At 27.6% G+C, this 19,114-nt stretch carries 17 protein-coding genes and 1 other annotated feature; of the genes, 6 read left to right on the plus strand and 11 right to left on the minus strand.

Annotation, left to right across the window (positions count from 1 at the left end; translation table 11 throughout):
• The first annotated feature begins 179 nt into the window (after positions 1 to 179).
• On the plus strand, positions 180 to 3,224 hold the full coding sequence (locus KGF45_RS04520) for a serine hydrolase (protein WP_227841920.1): 3,045 nt from the start codon (positions 180 to 182) through the stop codon (positions 3,222 to 3,224).
• A gap of 189 nt (positions 3,225 to 3,413) precedes the next feature.
• Here KGF45_RS04520 and KGF45_RS04525 read toward each other — a convergent pair whose 3' ends face one another.
• The 6 genes from KGF45_RS04525 to KGF45_RS04550 all read right to left on the minus strand — a co-directional run bounded on the left by KGF45_RS04525 (position 3,414) and on the right by KGF45_RS04550 (position 10,900).
• The gene (locus KGF45_RS04525; protein ID WP_227841921.1) at positions 3,414 to 4,688 is read right to left on the minus strand and encodes a 4Fe-4S dicluster-binding protein; all 1,275 of its coding nucleotides are present in this window, start codon (positions 4,686 to 4,688) and stop codon (positions 3,414 to 3,416) included.
• Between the two features lie 224 nt (positions 4,689 to 4,912).
• The gene (locus KGF45_RS04530; protein ID WP_227841922.1) at positions 4,913 to 7,477 is read right to left on the minus strand and encodes an ABC transporter permease; all 2,565 of its coding nucleotides are present in this window, start codon (positions 7,475 to 7,477) and stop codon (positions 4,913 to 4,915) included.
• Positions 7,478 to 8,155, minus strand: coding sequence for an ABC transporter ATP-binding protein (locus KGF45_RS04535; RefSeq protein WP_227827329.1), 678 nt, complete (start codon positions 8,153 to 8,155; stop codon positions 7,478 to 7,480).
• 79 nt (positions 8,156 to 8,234) lie between these two features.
• On the minus strand, positions 8,235 to 9,485 hold the full coding sequence (locus KGF45_RS04540) for a sensor histidine kinase (protein WP_227841923.1): 1,251 nt from the start codon (positions 9,483 to 9,485) through the stop codon (positions 8,235 to 8,237).
• The gene (locus KGF45_RS04545) at positions 9,472 to 10,176 is read right to left on the minus strand and encodes a response regulator transcription factor (protein WP_227827327.1); all 705 of its coding nucleotides are present in this window, start codon (positions 10,174 to 10,176) and stop codon (positions 9,472 to 9,474) included. Before KGF45_RS04545 ends, KGF45_RS04540 begins: the two co-directional genes overlap by 14 nt.
• A gap of 268 nt (positions 10,177 to 10,444) precedes the next feature.
• A complete protein-coding gene (locus KGF45_RS04550) occupies positions 10,445 to 10,900 on the minus strand; it encodes a hypothetical protein (RefSeq protein ID WP_227432827.1) in 456 nt (151 codons plus the stop codon).
• A 205-nt stretch (positions 10,901 to 11,105) separates the two neighbouring features.
• Here KGF45_RS04550 and KGF45_RS04555 point away from each other — a divergent pair, with 205 nt between their 5' ends.
• The 3 genes from KGF45_RS04555 (at position 11,106) to KGF45_RS04565 (ending at position 13,180) form a co-directional block, all read left to right on the plus strand.
• A complete protein-coding gene (locus tag KGF45_RS04555) occupies positions 11,106 to 11,495 on the plus strand; it encodes a GntR family transcriptional regulator (RefSeq protein ID WP_227827326.1) in 390 nt (129 codons plus the stop codon).
• Positions 11,488 to 12,585 carry a DUF5808 domain-containing protein gene (locus tag KGF45_RS04560; protein ID WP_227827325.1) on the plus strand — a complete coding sequence of 366 codons (1,098 nt, stop codon included), beginning with the start codon at positions 11,488 to 11,490 and terminating at the stop codon, positions 12,583 to 12,585. The genes KGF45_RS04555 and KGF45_RS04560 overlap by 8 nt, the downstream gene beginning before the upstream one ends.
• A 118-nt stretch (positions 12,586 to 12,703) precedes the next feature.
• The gene (locus KGF45_RS04565) at positions 12,704 to 13,180 is read left to right on the plus strand and encodes an HD domain-containing protein (protein WP_227827324.1); all 477 of its coding nucleotides are present in this window, start codon (positions 12,704 to 12,706) and stop codon (positions 13,178 to 13,180) included.
• A 118-nt stretch (positions 13,181 to 13,298) separates the two neighbouring features.
• Here KGF45_RS04565 and KGF45_RS04570 read toward each other — a convergent pair whose 3' ends face one another.
• On the minus strand, positions 13,299 to 13,850 hold the full coding sequence (locus KGF45_RS04570; protein WP_227827323.1) for a tryptophan transporter: 552 nt from the start codon (positions 13,848 to 13,850) through the stop codon (positions 13,299 to 13,301).
• Positions 13,851 to 14,020: 170 nt separating this feature from the next.
• Positions 14,021 to 14,287: a binding site (T-box leader), on the minus strand.
• Between the two features lie 146 nt (positions 14,288 to 14,433).
• Here KGF45_RS04570 and KGF45_RS04575 point away from each other — a divergent pair.
• Both KGF45_RS04575 and KGF45_RS04580 read left to right on the plus strand, forming a co-directional pair.
• Complete coding sequence (locus KGF45_RS04575) at positions 14,434 to 14,901, plus strand: pyridoxamine 5'-phosphate oxidase family protein (RefSeq protein WP_227841924.1); 468 nt, start codon at positions 14,434 to 14,436, stop codon at positions 14,899 to 14,901.
• A 152-nt stretch (positions 14,902 to 15,053) separates the two neighbouring features.
• Entirely contained in the window at positions 15,054 to 15,773 is a 720-nt protein-coding gene (locus KGF45_RS04580) for a hypothetical protein (RefSeq protein WP_227827321.1), read from the plus strand.
• A gap of 101 nt (positions 15,774 to 15,874) precedes the next feature.
• On the opposite strand, the gene KGF45_RS04585 is transcribed toward KGF45_RS04580, so the two are convergent.
• From KGF45_RS04585 to KGF45_RS04600, 4 genes are all read right to left on the minus strand, one after another.
• Positions 15,875 to 16,396: a GNAT family N-acetyltransferase gene (locus KGF45_RS04585; protein ID WP_227841925.1), complete on the minus strand. Its 522-nt coding sequence runs from the start codon at positions 16,394 to 16,396 to the stop codon at positions 15,875 to 15,877.
• A 154-nt stretch (positions 16,397 to 16,550) separates the two neighbouring features.
• The gene (locus KGF45_RS04590; protein ID WP_227827319.1) at positions 16,551 to 17,132 is read right to left on the minus strand and encodes a flavodoxin family protein; all 582 of its coding nucleotides are present in this window, start codon (positions 17,130 to 17,132) and stop codon (positions 16,551 to 16,553) included.
• A gap of 62 nt (positions 17,133 to 17,194) precedes the next feature.
• Complete coding sequence (locus tag KGF45_RS04595) at positions 17,195 to 18,292, minus strand: Nif3-like dinuclear metal center hexameric protein (protein WP_227841926.1); 1,098 nt, start codon at positions 18,290 to 18,292, stop codon at positions 17,195 to 17,197.
• A gap of 13 nt (positions 18,293 to 18,305) precedes the next feature.
• Entirely contained in the window at positions 18,306 to 18,995 is a 690-nt protein-coding gene (locus tag KGF45_RS04600) for a tRNA (adenine(22)-N(1))-methyltransferase (RefSeq protein WP_227827317.1), read from the minus strand.
• Positions 18,996 to 19,114 lie beyond the last annotated feature (119 nt).

Below are 19,114 nucleotides of genomic sequence, written 5' to 3' on the forward strand. Positions count from 1 at the left end.
TATTACTTATACCCTTTATTTTTTATCAGATAACAAAATATTATATTTTTATTTTTCTCATATATATAAAATGTATACTTATCATAAATACACTTTTCTCAAACAATAATCTGTTGATTAAAACAATTAAGAATGTTATGCTAATTATAATTATTAAAAGGGAAAAGAGGTAATTTAATATGTTTAAGCAAAGATTATGTAAGTTATTATCTAGCACATTAGTACTTAGTATGCTATTTACAGCTACTCCAAATATTACTTTTGCTGATAATGATACACAAAATAGTTCCAATAAGTATCAAAGCTCTGATATAGAGTTAAATGATTATAGTAAAGGTTCGGAGTCTTACACAAAAACTAGAGCTCTTGCTAAAGAAAAAATTCAAACTTTATTATCTAAATACGGCGCTGTAAGTGCTCAATATGCTTTAATTGATAATGGTAAAATTGAGATTTCTGGAAATGGTGGAGTATACAGCAAACAAGATAATAAAAATTTAACTAAGGATAATATGTACAATATTGCATCTATCAGTAAAGTATTTACTACAACAGCTGTTATGAAGTTGGTTGAAGAGGGAAAATTAAATTTAGACACTCCTGTAGTAAATTATATACCTGAATTTAAAATGGCTGATGATAGATACAAAGAAATCACTCCAAGAATGTTATTAAATCACTCATCAGGGTTAATGGGAAGTAGTTTAAAAAATGCCCTTTTATTAGGAGACAATGATTCTTATGGCCATGATAGTTTCTTAGAAGAATTAAAGAAACAAAGATTAAAAGCTAAGCCAGGAGCTTTTTCTGTTTATTGTAATGATGGATTTACTTTAGCTGAAATTTTAGTAGAAAGAGTATCTGGTATGTCATTTACTAATTTTCTTGATAAATACATAAATAATCCGCTTAACTTACAAAATACAAAAACTCCAGAAAATAGTTTTGACAGTTCAAGACTTGCAAAAGCCTATGTACCTTATTGGGAAGATGCAGTTCCACAAGATAACTTTAATACTATAGGTATGGGTGGTTTATATTCAAGTGCAGAAAACTTATGTACATTTGCACAAACATTTATGAAAAAATCAAATGGGATTCTTTCTCCTACTTCAGTAAAAGCTATGGAAAATAAAGAATATTTAAATGGTCTATGGCCTGAAGGAGAAGACTCTATACTTGGATATGGTTTAGGATGGGATTGTGTCAACACTTATCCATTTAATCAATATAATCTAAAAGCACTTACAAAAGGTGGGGATTCCTTATTATTCCATAGTAATCTTACAGTGCTTCCAGATGAAAATATGGCAGTTGCAGTTGTTTCTTCTGGTGGAAGTAGTCAACTTAACGAAGTAATTGGGCAAGAAATTTTACTATCTGCATTAAAAGAGAAAGGTAAAATTAAGGAAATAAAACCTGATAAAACATTTAGTAAGCCACAACAAGTCAAAATGCCAAGTTATTTAAAAGAAAATAGTGGACTTTATGCTTCTTCAAATATGCTAAAAGTTGATGTTAATGATAATGGTACTCTAACAGTATCTTCTCCTTACATAGAAAATGGACCTGAAGATAAATATGTATACATAGGTCAAGATAGATTTGTATCTGAAAAAGGTAATAGTTGCCTAAAATTTGTAAAAGAAAAAAATAATATCACATATTTAAATATGAGCTCTTATGATGATGTTCCTGGATTAGGTCAGACAGCAAGTTTATACTATGTAGCTCAAAAGGTAGATAGCAATAATATATCAAATAGTGTCAAAGAAGCATGGGAAAAAAGAGGTGAAAAAGGTTACTATCTAGTAGATGAAAAATATACTTCTCAACACTATATGTTTGGTTCTGTTAAAGCAATTCTTGGTATTTCTGATAAAACTCCAGGTTTTTTAGCTAATACTAAAATAGTAGATGAGAATAATTCAAATGCTTTTATAGAAATCCCTGGTGTAATGGGTCGTGACTTGAGTGATATTAAACTGTATAAAGAAAATGGTACAGAATACTTAAAATTCGCAACACAAACATATGTAAGTGAAGATTCCCTAACTAGTTTATCATCAGAAAAATCTTCCACATATCAACTAGATTCAAATGGCTATGCAAAATGGTACAAAATTGGTGATGATATAGCAAACAAAAAAATAGAAGTTAATCTTCCTCAAAATTCATCTTTTGCAGTTTATGATGATAAAGGAACTCCTGTAAACTACTCTTTAGTAACAAAGAATAATAGAGTTAGATTGCCAAAAGGAGGAGTAATAGTTTTCTTAGGAAGTCCAAATGCTAGATTTGAAGTTACATACCAAGATGAAGTAAATGCAAATGCACTAACAGGAACTGATAGATATGAAACTTCTATCAAAATAAGCCAAGCAGGTTGGGAAAATGCTGAAAACGCCGTTTTAATAAATGACTCTGCAATTGCAGATGCTTTGGCTGCAACACCATTCGCATATAAAAAAGATGCTCCTATCTTGTTGACTGGAAGCTCTCAAATAAATGAAAAGACTTTAGCTGAATTAAAGAGATTAAAAGTTAAAAATGTATATGTAATTGGTGGTGAAGCTTCTGTAAACGAAAAATCTTTAGATACTATAAAGTCAGACAATATCTCTGTATCTAGAATTTCAGGAAATGATAGATATGAGACTTCTCTGAATCTTGCTAAAGAATTAAAAGGAATTAGTAATGTATCAAAAATATCAGTAGTTAATGGTGAAAAAGGATTAGCAGATGCAGTAAGTATTGGTGCAGCATCAGCTCAAAATGATATGCCTATAATACTTACTAATGAAAATAGTAATATAACTGAAATAAATAATTTATTCAAAGATAAAAAAATAGATAAGTCTTATATAATTGGTGGAGAATACACAGTTTCTAAAAATATAGAAAGTAAACTTAAAAATCCACAAAGAATATCAGGTAGCACTAGAAATGAAACAAATGCAAAAGTAATAAAAGAGTTTTACAAAGATTCTACTATAAGCAATCTATATGTTGCTAAAAATGGAATCAATAAACAAGATGATTTAATAGACGGTTTATCTGTTGGGGTTTTAGCTGGAAAAACTAAATCGCCTGTAATACTAGTAGGAAATTTACTAGACTATAGTCAAAAAGAACTATTTAAAACTATGAGATTTAAATCAGTAACACAAATCGGTGGAAATGGAAATGAAAATTCATTTAAACAAATTAAAGAAATAGCTTAACATTTTGAAATGGGCTATATTCAAATAAAATTATTTGAATATAGCCCGTTTTTATTTCAATTATAAAATGTATATCTATAAAAATAAAGCTTAAATATTTCATTCTTTTTACTACTGATAATATACCTCATGATAAGTTTCTTTAGTCATAGATAAGTCAAAATACTTTGAGTATTTTTAAATTAATCTTTATTTATCATTCATACTTAGTAATTTATCTAAGTATACTGACTTTAATTGCTTACTAGCCAAAACTTTTTTAGCTGGTTCAAGTTTTAATATGGCTGATAGTATCGCTCCCATAGCTCTGTGACTAGCTAAGGCATTATTATCAAAAATTAAATTTTGTAATTGCCCTTTCTCGATTGCCATGAGAACTGCTCTATGTACTGAATTTGCAGGAGTTATTATTTTTTCATTTCTCTTTAATAGCATAATACTATTTTTGTGACAATTTCTAACACAAACTCCACAACCTAGACATCTATCCTCATCAATTTTTATATATTCTTTATCATTTTCTTTTACTTTACTTATTGCATCTATTGGACATGCAGTTATACATTTACCACACTTTACACAGCTTTCATGGTTTATATTTGGTATAAAACTAGTTGTTTGCACTGGATGAAGATTTCCAAATCTTTTTGCTGCTACTAATGCCTCACAACAGCAACCACAACAATTACATATAAATGTAACTCCTTTTCGAACATTTTCTCCACATTGAACTAAATTATGTTCATATGCTTGATGAAGTAATTCCTTACATTCTACTTTATCTACACGTCTTGCAAATTTATTGTTTATTAAAGAATTAGCTACATTGTCAAATGTCATACATATATCCATAGGAGCATCACAGGCTTTTCCAACATGTTGCATTCTATGTCTACAATAACACATACTTATACCTATCTGAGTCGATTCATCAATTATATGAGTGGCTCTTTCATAATCTAAAATACTTACTTCATTATCATTAGTCAATACTTCTTCTTGAACATAAACTCTTCCAAGTTTTGTTTCTGTTGAATAAAATAAATCTTTAATAAAGTCTTCTTCTACATTCATATACTGATAGTAAAGTTCTGATAAAAGTTTTTGGTCTATATCATGTCTTGTTCTCATCATGGCAAATTCAAAAAAACCAGCCATTGGAGGAGGCATTATATATTTTTTACCTTTTTTATCTTCTATATCTAGTATTAGTGCCCTGCTAGCTAACTTATCTAGCACCCTATATGCTTCACTTTCACTTATACTCCAAATTTTAGCTGCTGTTTTTACTCTAAAAGGCTTTATTGGAAGTTGTGCCACTAATTTTGCCTCTTGCTCTGTAAAAAGTACATTTAAGATTTTGTATAATGTATCGGATGGTGCAGCACCCTGTGGAAATTTATTTATTCTCTCTTCTAAGCTTTTATACATGTTTTTAGCAGTTATATGAGAAATAGTAATCACCTTCTTTTTCTTTTGTTTTCCAATAGAATCAAATATCTTTCCTTATTATCTAAACTCCTACTTTATATAATACCAATTCTTTCTAAATAGTTAAATACCTCTAGCAATTTATTTATTAGATTTCTTATATAAATAAAAACCGTTTAATCAGCATAATTATAGTTTATACCAATTAAACGGTTTTAATAATAATTTATATATCTATAAATTATTTTTATAGTATTTTATATACTTTCTTTTCTTATATTATCTATTATATTCTCCTTATTTAATTTATTCATAGGTATATATGCTGCTATAAAGGTTATTATAAAAACACTCACTATACATATGCCAATTGCTGCCCATGGTATAACTGTAGAAAATTCAATTACACCTGAAACTAATTTATTCATAATTAATATCATCCCAATACCAATTGGTACGCCAAACAATAAAGATAAAATACCATAGATAAAACTTTCTAAGTATATCATTTTTCTAAAGCCTACAGGAGTAACACCTATTGATTGTATTATCGCTAGTTCTCTTTTTCTTAGATTTATACTTGTACTTACTGTATTTAGTATATTTGTAACACTTACTAGAGATATCACTACTATAAACCCATATACAAAAACTTTAATAGCTTTTAAATTTTGCTTTGCACTTTTGTCACTTGTATTTTCATCATGGAAATTGACATTATTTTTCTTAGCCAAAGACTCTATACTCTTCCTAGTCTGAGCGCTCCCCCCTGAGTCAATAAAGACAATACCTTTCTCTAACTTTAAATCCATATTTTCAGCAACCTCATCATAAGTTATAAATTGCAACCCCATATTTTGATAACCCATTCCTAGACGTTCTTCATCTGTTATACCAAGAATTTTTATGTTTACTTTTTTCTTTGAATCATTTTCGCCAGTATATTCACAAATTATAGTATCTCCAACTTTGTAATTAGTTAGCTCTACTACTCCTTTCTTACCCTTTGTTTCAAAGTAACTTTTTCTAACAAATATCACTCCATTTTCTTTAATCGCTCTTTCTTTGTCAAAAGAGCCTTTTATTAAGTTTTTTGTTTTATTTTGTATCGCAGTTTCTCCAGGAAAAATTAATTCGTTGTTGTTAAACTCATATTCATAACTATCTCCAACCTTACGTTGTTGATAATAATCCTTAATTAGATTTTCTTTAGATTTATTTATTTTATCCTTATCTACTCCTATAGAAATATACTCTCCTACAGCTACTTCAAAGTTTTTTATTCCAGATATATTTTTTAGTTTATTTATAGTATCATCCATAGACTTGGATATTTGTCTTGAACTTAAATATAAATCGTAGTTTCTTTGAGAATTTCTGATTTCTTCACCTTTTAAGAAATTCGCCATAAATCCGCTAAAAGATATAAATATTACTATACTTACTATTAAAGAAAAAAGTGTCACAATAAATTTCTTTCTATTTCTTCTTACACTTTTATATGCAAGTACACCTTCTGTTCCAAAAACTAATCTAATAAGTTTCGAATTTTTAACCTTACCTACTTTGTAATCTCCACTGCTCCTTATTACACTAAGAGGAGAAATATTAGAAGCTGTTATTGCAGGTAGGAGAATTGATATGAAAATTGTAAGCAAAACAATTATTATACTGATAATTATTATTAATGGATTATATACTATTTGTAAACCCATCTGTGATACAACTGATTCCGTAAGATATTTATTTATAGCTTTAAATACTAAATCTATAGCTACTGTTCCAGACAATAGACCTATTGGTATACCAATACAGCTAATTATAATACCTTCAATAAAAACTAATCTTTTAATTTGGTTAGTTGTAGCTCCTATAGAATTTAATATTCCAAACTGCTTTTTTCGTTCAGTTATAGAAATACTAAAAGAATTATATACTGTAGCAATTGTACATATAATTACTAAAATAGTTACCATAGTAATTATAGCTTTTATAGAACTATTTATATTTGCATACTTACTAGCTCCTTGTAATCTCAATAAATGTTCATTGTATTTTATCATTTCAGAGTTTGATGCTTTATCTTTATTTGTATATATATTATTACTTATTTTTCTTGTTATTTCATATATATCTTTAGGATTTTTTGCTGTTATTGATATATTCACTGTCTCTTTCTTATTATCTATAGGATTAAAGTAAGTTAAACCAGTAGCAATTTGGTCAGTGAGTTCAAATCCTGGTCTTTTAATTATACCTACAATTTTAAACGTCTTTTCTTTTTCATTTGCAATATAATCTCCTTCATGAAATACACTCATATCATCAATTTTTTTGTTATTTCTATCAAGCACGTCACCTACTTTTAAGGTTATATTATCTCCTATTTTTAGCTTTTTCTCCATAAGATTAACTATATTTTCACTTAAAATAATTTCTCCACCTTTAGCTGGGAATCTACCTTCTTTTATAGAAACTCTATATCCTTCCATAGCATTTTTATCATATTGTTTAATGCTTAATATACCGTTTACAGTATCTTCTATTCTAGAGTATCCAAGTTGATTAGTAAGTGCATAACTTTTTATCTCAGCTGATTTTGTTACATAGTCTATATTTTTTTTGTTTACATTGTAGAATTTAGCATGATAACTTCCATCATTTTTTATGGTCTCTCTTATTTGATAATCCATAAAACTTTCAAATATGTTACCTATACCACAAATTAATGCAGTTGAAAGTATTATTCCAATTATAGTCACAATAGTTCGTCTTTTATTTTGTTTTAGGTATCTAAAAGTTAGGGATGTATATAGATTCATTTACATCACCTCATCACTTTTTATAATTCCATCTTCTATGCCTATAATTCTATCCGCCTGAAGTGCTATGTTTTTGTCATGAGTTATCATTATTAATGTCTGATTGTATTTTTTTACTGATACTTTTAATAGTTCTAGTATTTCTTTTGAGTTTTTGCTATCTAGATTACCTGTTGGCTCATCTGCTAATACTATAGATGGTCTATTAATTAAAGCACGCCCTATAGATGTTCTTTGTTGCTGACCTCCTGATAATTGATTAGGAAGATGATTTTCTCTGTCGCTTAGACCCAATGTTTTCATTAAATCATTCAAGTATTCTTTATCAATCTTTCTATTATCGAGCTCTGCTGGAAGTAATATATTTTCTTTGACATTTAAAACAGGAATCAAATTATAGAATTGATATATAAGACCTATATTTCTTCTTCTAAAGATTGCCAAATCCTTAGTTTTTAGATTATATATATCTACATCATTTATATAAACATTACCACTAGTAGGTCTATCAACACCTCCCAATAAGTGTAATAATGTACTCTTTCCGCTTCCACTTGGCCCTGTTATTGCTATAAACTCACCTTTTTCGATAGACAAGCTTACATTTTTTATTGCATCGACTTTTGTTTCATTTTTACCATAGCTTTTGGTTAGATTTTCTACTCTTAAAATTTCCATAACAACCTCCAATATTTATCTTCTATACTTCATATATTAGACTCAAGCTATTACTATAAAGTGAATTAAATATTACAGATTAGTCACTATTATCACCATATATCTTATGAAATACTATATGAAATTCCGTTCCTTTACCTTTTTCACTATTTACATAAATATCTCCATTTTGGCTTTCTATTATGGATTTTGCCATTGCAAGCCCTATGCCTACACTATCCTTTTTTGAACTACTTTTCCCTCTATAGAAACGTTTAAAAATATGTTGTATATCTTTTTTATCTATTCCTTCACCATCGTCTTTTATTATTAACTCTGAAAATAATGGATTTTCTTTGTAAATTATAATTATATTTCCAAAATCAGGAGTATGTTCTATACAGTTTTTTATTATATTTACTAAAGCCTCTACTGACCAATCAATATCACCAACATAAGATACATCACCATTTCCTTCTATACTTAACTTTTGTTTTTTAATCTCCATAGGTATTTTCATTGGTTGCATTGCTCTATGTATAAGCTCACTAAATTTTATTTTTTCTTTCTTAAACTTTATAACTTTAGCTTCCACTTTTGATAATTTAAGCATACTTTTAATCAACCAGTCCATACGATTTAGTTGATTTTTTATCTTGTCTAAAAAGTCTATTTTTACTTCATATGGTACATCATTATATAATAAATCGCTTAGTATAATTAAGGAAGTCATAGGAGTTTTCAACTGATGTGATATATCTGAAATTGTATTATTTAAAAATATTTTTTCTGATTTTAAAAGTTCAACTTTTTCATTGAGAATTGTTGTCATCTTCAATAACTCTGTTTTTAAAAGACCTATCTGTCCTTCTTGATTTCTATTTTTCATATCAAATTCTTTTCCCTCGGAGCTGTAGTAAACATACTTAGTCATATCTGATAAGTCATTATACATAGCTCTAAAATATTTAAGTATCAACATAAATATCAACATAAAAATTATGCAAACTAAGATTATATTTATTTTTATAGTGTTTGAAAGTAATTTAGAAGTAAGAGGCTCAGAATTTATTTTAATAGTTTTGTCATAGTTATACTTACTTAATATTTTCTCACCAAATTCTACATTTTGCATGGACTTTCCTTGTGTTATTATATCTACGATATCACTTTCTAGTTTGGGATACTTGTTAACTAAGGTTCCTATTATCGCTTGATTATTTTTTACAATCATATTTTTAGTTGTATTTATATTGATTATGCTAAATCCAATTGATATAAGAATTACCATCAGCATTAAAATAATGTATCTATTAAAAAATTTCTTTACTTCAGGATTATATAGAAACATTATTTTCACTTCCTATCCATTTATAACCTAGTCCTCTTACAGTTTCTATGTAAATTGGTTTACATAAATCATCTCCTATTTTTTCTCTAAGTCTTTTTATATAAACAGTTAAAGTATTATCGCTAACAAAATCATAAGTTACATCCCAAAGCTTTTCTAATATTTGAGTTCTACTCAAAACTGTATTTTTATTCTGTATAAGAATTAAAAGAAGCTTATATTCAACAGATGTCAGAAATATTTCTTTGTCATTTTTATATACTCTAGCTTCTAATGTATATATGTTTAAATCTCTAAATTTAAGTATCTTCTTATTTTCTTCTATAGCGTCACCTTTTCTTCTTAAAACAGCTTTTATCCTCGATATTAATTCTCTAATTCTAAAAGGTTTTGTTATATAATCATCTCCACCTATATCAAGCCCCATTACAATATTTACTTCTTCATCACAAGCAGTTAAAAATATTATAGGAATCTGAGAAAACTTTCTTATATACTCACAAAATTCATATCCTGTTCCATCTGGTAACATTACATCCAGTAGTACCATACTATATTCATTAGAAGATATCATTTCTCTTCCACTCGATAAATCCTTTGATATATCTACACTAAATCCCTCTTGCTCTAATGCATACTTTATTCCAAAAGAGATAGTGCTGTCATCCTCAACTATCAATAACTTTAACATAACTATTTCCCTTCTTCACATTTTAATTTTAAACTATTTACATATACAACTTTTATTATACACAATTGTTTTAAATACTAAAATATATTTAGAATTACAAAATAGTCACAAACAATTACTAACAAACATAAAAATAAAAATGCAAGTTGACACTTAACTATTTTAGAAATGATATTTTTTTTTCTCAAGTTAAGCTACAACTCACATTTTAGATATTTAATTTTATATAAACTGGTATTCTCCTCTTTTTCACTATTTAAAGCTTACTTTATTCTTCCTCATATTTTTTATATTCTTCTTCTTTATAGATATTATTTTTTTTGTCATCTTCATGTAAATCAATGTCTTTTTTATCATTTTTAACACTATTTACATAATGCATCATTTCTTCTTGAGAAACATGTGGACAATTTTCACAATTTATTCTTCTTGAATTAAATTCTCTTACTTTTTTTTTTAATTCTTCATATTCATAATCTTGTTTTTTATCACTACAATCACATTCATAACCAAATTCATCATATTTATAGTCATTGTATTGATTATTTCCATAATACTCTGTATCAATCATTTGAGACATTTGAGATTTAGACTTAATGTTTTTTATCATCCTATAAGTTGCATATGCACCTACTCCTGTAATCACGGCTCCTGCAAACATCATTGGCTTACTCATTCCATCATCTTTTTTATTCATTTGTCTTTTAATTAAATATGTTAACATATTTTTTCTCCTTTCTGATTTCTATTTATAGATAGTATCTGTATTATTTTGATAAAAATTATGTTATTTTTAAATTACAATTTTTACAAGTAATATATCTCATCTTGTAGAATATAAATTTATATTTTGTACTTGATAACGCTTTTTGTGTTATACTATATATATAACAAGTATTTTTATTTAAACGATATTATGGAGGTTTTTTATGATTTTAAATTTAGATTTTAATAGCGATAAGTCTATTTATGTACAAATTAAAGAAGAGATAACTAAAGCTATAGCTTCAGGAGAATTGAAAATAAATGAATCACTTCCATCTGTAAGAAGTATGGCTGAAAATATTGGTGTAAATCTACATACTGTAAATAAATCTTATAATGAACTAAAAGAAGAAGGATTTTTAAATATTGATAGAAGAAAAGGTGCAATCGTAGCTCAACTGCCAATAGAAACAGAAAACTCAACTCGCCAAAAAAATAGACTTGATTTAGAACTTTTAGTAGCAAAATCTTATTTATCAGGTATTAATAAAGAAGAGTTTTTGACATTAAGTAAAAATCTATTTGATAAGTATGAGGTGAAATACTATGAATAAGATTGAATGTCTATTTACAATATTTTCAGCCTTAATTTTGATGTATGCTACTTTTTATTTTATGCCACATCTTATTGGCAAAAATCATATTTATGGTGTTTCTATAAACCAAGAACATAGAGACTATCCTGATTTTATAACACTTGATAAAAAATTTAAAAAACTTTTATTTATAGGATTTATTGTAATTTTTATTTTAGTTTTAGCTCTAGTTTTTATGTTTGATAAAATAGAATTTTCTTATTCTATTAGTATTATAGGTTTTTTACTATATGAAAGTATATTATATATCTATATTCATAAAAAAGTTAAAATGACTAAATCAAAGTTTTGCACTGAATTAAGCCAGATAAGTGTAGATTCAAAATTGGTAATAGACATGGATTTTATAAATGAAAAAAATAAAATAATAAAAAAATTTAAGATATTGTATTTAATACCAGTATTACTTACTTTTGGAATAAGCATTTTTATATTGCTTAACTATAATCAATTGCCAGATTTAATTACTACACACTCTACTATAACAGGAAAACCTGATGGATTTATGGAAAAATCCTATCTTAGTGTGTTTAAATTAATAGGTCTTGAGTTTTGTATAATGGTTTTATTATATATAACATCTATTGGAGCTATAAAAGCAAGAATTAAAGTAGATACAAATAAAATTGAAGAAAGTAAAACTAAAAACATTAAATATCTAAATAAAATTGGTTATTTATTTTTTATATTGATGATTATGATGATAGTACAATTTTTTATTGTTTTTTTATCATTAAAAATAAATCCAAATTTATTAACTGTTATAAATATAATAATGCTTTTAGTTATAATTTATTTAATGGTAACATATATTAATTCTCCAAATTTAAAATTCAATTCCTCTTATACTCCAGATAACGATGAAAAGTACTGGATAGGAGGTATTATATATAATAATCCAAACGACCCATCATTTATGGTTGATAAAAGATTTGGCATAGGCTGGACTATAAATTTGGGAAATCCTATTGGAAAGATATTATATATTCTTATAGCTATATTTTTAATCTTTTCACTTTTTAGTGTTATAAAATCTCTTTTACTTTAAATACCATAAAAGGTATCTTACTTGTATTATTGGGTATTATATTTTGTAAGATAAGAAATATTTCATATTATCATTGAAATATAGTATTTATATATTACTAGGAATGGAGATTTGCATAATGTTGTCAAAAACTGAAATTAAATACTTTAATGATTGTGCTTCTGAGATACTTTCATCTGAAAAAGTACAACTTATGAGAACATTTCCTCATCATGGCAATGTTTCATGTCTTGAACATAGTTTATCAGTAGCATATTATAGTTATCTATTATGTAAAAAATTACATTTAAATGTTGATATTCAAAGCGTTATTAGAGGGGCTCTACTGCATGATTTTTTTCTTTATGACTGGCATTATAAAGGTGATAGAAAAGGATTACATGGTTTTACTCATCCTAAAGAAGCACTAAAAAACGCAAATTTATTCTTTCAAATAAATGAAAAAGAAACAGACATTATTTTAAAACATATGTGGCCACTTACTGCTAGACCTCCTAGATACAAAGAAGCATTAATTGTTTGTTTATTAGATAAGTTTTGTTGTCTGGTTGAGACTCTAAAGATACACTCACTACTATCTCCTTACCACATATAAAATAAGTCTTTGATATTGTTATAATTCAATTTAAAAAGAGGTATTAAGATTAAATTTAACTTAATACCTCTTTATTAATTTATTATTTATTTTTGTCATATGCTTATAAAACATAACCTTAGCCTTGATAACTTACTCTTCTTATAGACATACTTACAACTTTAAATAATAGCATACCAGCTATTAAGTTTATCAATATTGCTGGTGCCACTGCTACCATAAATAATGCTGTGAATGAACCTCCAGGAAGACCTACTATAGCTTGAGCAATTAGTAAAAATAGAGTTCCACTTATAACCGTTCCTACTGGGAATATTATTGTTGCTGCTATTAAATCTTGTTTTTTACTACTTAATCTTTTCATAAATGGTAATTTATAAATTATATACATTATCATGAACATTATATTTATTGTAATAGTCTTGTCAAATATATTTGGAATCTGACCACCTGGAAATTTAGTTGTTAGTGCTGCAAATATTCCTGTTACAATTCCTGCTACCAAACAAATCTTATAATCATCCTTATTTAATATCATTATTATAAACATCATTGCTAGTGATATATCTGGTTGCATTGGAAGTCCTATGGCAGGTGTAAGTTGATGTATTAATAATCCCATAGCTAAAAGTATCGCATTTAAAGTTAATTTTTTTGTATTTGTTTTCATTGTAATATTTCCCCCTAATTTGTTTAATATTTATTTCATTTTCGTGCCAATTTTCCATATCATTCTCTTTAGCTTTAGAAGTTCATAACATCTCTTTCACCACCTTTTACTTTAAATTATATATTTTCTTTATTAATAGTTTTTGCAAAATAAAAAACTCCGTCCTAAATCAATAGGACGGAGATTATCCGCGTTGCCACCTAAATTATATAAAAAATAAGCTTAAAACTTAATTCTTATACATCTCATTATAAGGTACTTACATACCCAATTCGCTGTAACGTGCGACCGACGATAAAGTCTACTCTCATAAAAATATGATTTCAATTTATTCCTCTAAGGTCCATTCACTATATTCCTTCTTGCTAAGATTCCACCATCCTCAGCTCTCTATGTTGAAGCTAAACATAATTACTCTTCCTTGTCATAGGATTTTTAATTTGCTCTTGCTATTATAATATTCTAAATTTTTATAATTGTCAACCGTATTTTTTATTTTATTTAAAATTTACAAAAAATGTAGAATAATTTTTATAAATGTTTTAAACTTTTATTTAAATATTAAATTAGGAAGGATGATATTATGTTTAGAGAAATAAGATTAAAAAAGAGAGAAATGACAAAAGAAGATACTATAGAAGTATTAAAAAATGGTGAATTTGGTACTTTTTCTACTATATGTGAAAATGGCTACCCTTATGGAGTTGCTGTAAATTATGTATACTTTAATGATTCTATATATTTTCATTGCGCAAGAAATGGACATAAATTAGATAATATCTCAGCAAACAACAAGGTTTCTTTCTTAGTAGTTGCTAATGAAAGTGTTATTCCAGACAAATTTAGTACTACATATGCTAGTGCTGTAGTGTTTGGAAAAGCGTCAACAGTAGACAATGAGGAAAAGAAAAATGCTCTTGTAGAAATAATAAAAAAATATTCTAAGGGCTTTATTGAAGAAGGTATGAAATACATAGAAAAAGATATAAATTTAACAACTGTAGTTAAAATAGAAATAGACCATATTTCTGGTAAAGCTTCTCGTTTATAATAATATATACAATATAACAAAGTGGCTATAGGTATGGCCATTTTGTTATATTTATTTCTCATTATTTTTATTAATTGAAAATTCTTAAAATATTTTAAAGAACTTCCTCAATACCTATATAAAAATTATTGAAGGAAAGGTTGAAAATAATTATGAAATCCAAGAAAAAACCAAAGTTTTTACTTATTAGTACACTTGTAATAATAACTATGTTATCAACAGGAGCAACAGCTTTAGAAATCCATACATCTTCACAAATACATAATTATAGTGATATCAGCAATAGAGGAAATTTCAATACCTCTGCTAATTCCAAGGTAGGTGCAGACTCACAAAAAAGCAGTGATAGTTTACCTCACAATACACAAAACCTAAATGTTTCTTTGGATATCTGCAATGGAGGTGTAGAAATACTACCAACCTCATCCAACAAAATAATAGCAAATTACAACAGCCAATACTACAATATTAAAATGACAAAACAAAATGGAAAATGGGTTATATCTATATCAGGAAAAACAGCTAAAATGGGCAATTCTAGCTATGTTCAACTCCATATTCCAAATATAAAATGCAATATGGATGTAAATGTGCTTGATGGTAGCTTTAGTTATGATTTCCCCGAAAATTGTATTGATGCAATAAATGTTACTGCCAAAGATTCAAGTATTGAATTTACTTCAAAAAATCAATACAAAAATAGCACTATTTCTCTATCCGCAACAGATAAAGAATTTCTTGAATATGGTCTAATTAATTATCCAGATTATTTTACTAAGACGCATAAAGGATTTGAGTATAAGAATGGTACAAGAAAAAATCAAATTGACATTTCGCTAACAGGATTTACTAATGTTGATTTTAGAGATTAAAATATAAGAAATTGAGGGCTTTAGCCCTCTTTTTCTTTGCCTCCCTGTATCCATCTTTATATTTTATTGTTTATTTTTCCTTTTGGTCTACTGACTCTTAATCAGAGCCCCATTACTGTTGTTCTTAAATACTGGTTGAAATTACCATACTCAACTTTTGTCAACATTTCTGGATAAGACATCACAATTAATTGATGTCCATTACATTCTTCATGGTATGGAGGGTGAATATGTTCAAAATCATTTGCCTCATATCCAACTCTCTCATAAAAACCTTGTCGCTTGATGGAAATTTTATTAATGGGAGGGTCGATTTCTAGAATAACAGTTTTCCCTCGCTGGTTTAGCAGCTCCAAAGCTCTTTTTCCGTACTTTTTATTGCGCATCTCAGGATTGATACAGAAATGTTCCACATAAATAAAATTCTCTGTTTCCCAACATAAAAGGATACCAACCATGTCATTTTCATCATAAATCAGGTTAAATTGATATTCCTCATGACCCATAATTTCTGCTTGTAAAGACGGTTTTCTCTGTTCATGAAAAGGAAAACTTATGTTGTACAACTCTATTGCCTCTAAATACAATTTATCTTCATATGTTCTTAGCCTCTCAAAGCGCATTTTGCTATCCTCCTATTATAAAACAACCTTCGATTTACCACACTGCATCTTTTTAGCCTAATTCTAATGAAACTCTAATTAGCTCTTATTTAGATTATAATATCTGTCCAAATATCAAATAAATCATAATGTTAAACCATGGCTAAATGTATATCTATTTTTTATATATACTAAGATTGTTTAGATAATCTCTTATACCAAACTTAACATCATCACTTGGTCTTATATCAGAGTTATCTCCTGCTATATGAAGTATTCCATATGCTGGATGACCTCCTCTTACCGTACATGGAACTGATAATAGAGTCATCCCCATATGTTGAGCAAATATATTCATTGATTGTAAAGCCAGTTCTCCTCCTCCACGTTGTGAGCCTGCTGTAGCAAAACAACCAAATATTTTTCCACTTAAAGGGGCTCCTACCCATACATCAGAAAAACTATCCATAAACATCTTCATTTGCCCAGATACATTTCCATAATATGTTGGTGAACCCATAAATATTACATCATAATCTAGTAATTCTTTTCCAGATTTAATTACATTTATACTTTCAAATTCATCTTTATATTCCTTTGAATTTATCAAATAATACTGAGGAAGTGTTTTTGCAACTTCATCACTTACTTTAAATATATCCACCTCTATATTCATTTCTTCAAGTACCTTTTTATACTCCCTTGCTAATAAATATGTACTCCCACAAACGCTATGAAAAATTACTGCTACTTTCATTTTTATCCCCCTAATCAAAATCAAATTTATTTTTTATATAGTACTTTTATTATCAAGTACCATTAAATGATGCTAAATGGATTTAAATATACATTGCTTTTTATTACTTCAATCTCTTCAAATTCATCCAAAAATCTCTTCATAACATGTTTAAATATATCTTCTGTATCAAAATGCCCACAATCAACTATACACATTCCCATATCAAGTGCATCTTGTGCCTCATGATATTTTACATCACCAGTTATTAGAACATCTGCTCCTTGTCTCTTAGCCTTTTTCACAAACTCAGAACCAGCTCCTGTTACAACAGCAACTTTTGTTATCTCTGTATTGAGGTTTCCAACTACCCTTATATGCTTCATATTTAATTTTTCTTTTATTTTATTAGAAAGATTCTCTAATGTCGTACTTTCATCAAGTTTACTTATTCTACCTAATCCAAATGTTTTTCCTTTATTTTCTAGCTTGTACAAATCATAAGCAACTTCTTCATAAGGATGTGCATCTAGCATAGAACTTATCACTCCACCTAAATGCTTCTGTGGTACTACAGTTTCAATTTTAACCTCATTTACACTTTCTATATCATTTATACTTCCAAGGAACGGATTGGAATCTTCTAATGGCTTAAATTGACCTTCTCCTTCTATCGAAAATGTACAGTTACTATAATTTCCTATATGACCTGCTCCTGAATTACTTAGAGCCTTTCTCAATACTTCTGAATAATTACATGGAACATATACTGCAAGTTTGTATAAAGTCTCACTTTCAGTGACATCTAAAACTTTTGAGTTATTAAATTCCATAATTTCCATAAAATAATCATTTAAACCATCAAATGCTATGTCAAAATTGGTATGCATAGAATAAAGGGCTATATCATTTTTAATAAGCTTTTGTATAAGTCTACCTTTTAAGTCTGCACTATTAATCTTATTGATTTTTCCAAATATAAAAGGATGATGTGTAACAATTAAATCAATATTTTGAGATATAGCTTCATTGATTACATTTTCATTGGCTTCTAAGGATACCAGAATCTTCTTTACATCCATATCAAAATCTCCAACTATAAGACCTACATTATCCCAATCTTCAGCTAAGCTTAGAGGATACTTTTTTTCAATTTTTCTAGTAAGACTCTTCAGTAACATATTTACCTCCTATTTATTTTATTAAATTTTCAAGTTTTCTTATTGCCATTTTACTTTCTTCTCTCTTCTTATCTATTTCTTCTCCATTTTTACCTTCTAATTGATTAACTATAGCACTATATGTTTTTATTTTTTTTTCTATAAAGTCATGAAAAAGAGAATCTTTATTTTCTAAAAGTTTTATCCCAACTTCAAATTGTATCTCATCTTCTATTATAGTATTTTTACCTGTATATTTGGCAACTATTATTTCATATATCCTAAAATCTTCTCTCACTAAAACCTCTTTTAAAATTTCATAACCATTATTCAGAAGATAGCGTCTAAGCTCTTCTTGTGCCTGCATAGGCTGTAATATCAATTTTTCTACACTATGTGCTACTTCTTTTTTAGCCTCTAGAAGTTCACTTATCAATATACCTCCCATACCAGCAATTATTACTTCTTCAATTTCACCTATTTCAAGTATCTCTATACCAGAACCCAATCGTAAATCAACTTTCTTTAAAAGATTGTTCTGTATGACCTCTTTTCGTGCATTGTCAAGAGGTCCTTTATTGACATCTGCTAACACTGCAAATGGGACTCTTCCCTCTTTTAGCAAATAAACTGGTATGTATCCATGGTCCGTTCCTATATCAGCTATCTTTTTACCCTCTGATACCAATGATGCTATTTTTAATAATCTATCTGTTAGTTTCAAAGATATATCTCCTTTCAATTCTTTTATTTGCTCTTGATTTTAGACTAAAACCAAGATAAAAAATAATATAAAATCTCTACCACAAAATAGCCATGAGATATCACTTATCCCATGGCCTT

This window comes from Clostridioides sp. ZZV14-6154 (assembly GCF_020657785.1).
Lineage (GTDB): Bacteria > Bacillota > Clostridia > Peptostreptococcales > Peptostreptococcaceae > Clostridioides.

Bases quoted from the DNA above. Each gene is read 5' to 3' on its own strand.
- KGF45_RS04520 (WP_227841920.1), top strand. From the start codon at position 180: ATGTTTAAGCAAAGATTATGTAAGTTATTATCTAGCACATTAGTACTT.
- KGF45_RS04530 (WP_227841922.1), bottom strand. From the start codon at position 7,477: ATGAATCTATATACATCCCTAACTTTTAGATACCTAAAACAAAATAAA.
- KGF45_RS04535 (WP_227827329.1), bottom strand. From the start codon at position 8,155: ATGGAAATTTTAAGAGTAGAAAATCTAACCAAAAGCTATGGTAAAAAT.
- KGF45_RS04540 (WP_227841923.1), bottom strand. From the start codon at position 9,485: ATGTTTCTATATAATCCTGAAGTAAAGAAATTTTTTAATAGATACATT.
- KGF45_RS04545 (WP_227827327.1), bottom strand. From the start codon at position 10,176: ATGTTAAAGTTATTGATAGTTGAGGATGACAGCACTATCTCTTTTGGA.
- KGF45_RS04550 (WP_227432827.1), bottom strand. From the start codon at position 10,900: ATGTTAACATATTTAATTAAAAGACAAATGAATAAAAAAGATGATGGA.
- KGF45_RS04555 (WP_227827326.1), top strand. From the start codon at position 11,106: ATGATTTTAAATTTAGATTTTAATAGCGATAAGTCTATTTATGTACAA.
- KGF45_RS04560 (WP_227827325.1), top strand. From the start codon at position 11,488: ATGAATAAGATTGAATGTCTATTTACAATATTTTCAGCCTTAATTTTG.
- KGF45_RS04565 (WP_227827324.1), top strand. From the start codon at position 12,704: ATGTTGTCAAAAACTGAAATTAAATACTTTAATGATTGTGCTTCTGAG.
- KGF45_RS04570 (WP_227827323.1), bottom strand. From the start codon at position 13,850: ATGAAAACAAATACAAAAAAATTAACTTTAAATGCGATACTTTTAGCT.
- KGF45_RS04575 (WP_227841924.1), top strand. From the start codon at position 14,434: ATGTTTAGAGAAATAAGATTAAAAAAGAGAGAAATGACAAAAGAAGAT.
- KGF45_RS04580 (WP_227827321.1), top strand. From the start codon at position 15,054: ATGAAATCCAAGAAAAAACCAAAGTTTTTACTTATTAGTACACTTGTA.
- KGF45_RS04585 (WP_227841925.1), bottom strand. From the start codon at position 16,396: ATGCGCTTTGAGAGGCTAAGAACATATGAAGATAAATTGTATTTAGAG.
- KGF45_RS04590 (WP_227827319.1), bottom strand. From the start codon at position 17,132: ATGAAAGTAGCAGTAATTTTTCATAGCGTTTGTGGGAGTACATATTTA.
- KGF45_RS04595 (WP_227841926.1), bottom strand. From the start codon at position 18,292: ATGTTACTGAAGAGTCTTACTAGAAAAATTGAAAAAAAGTATCCTCTA.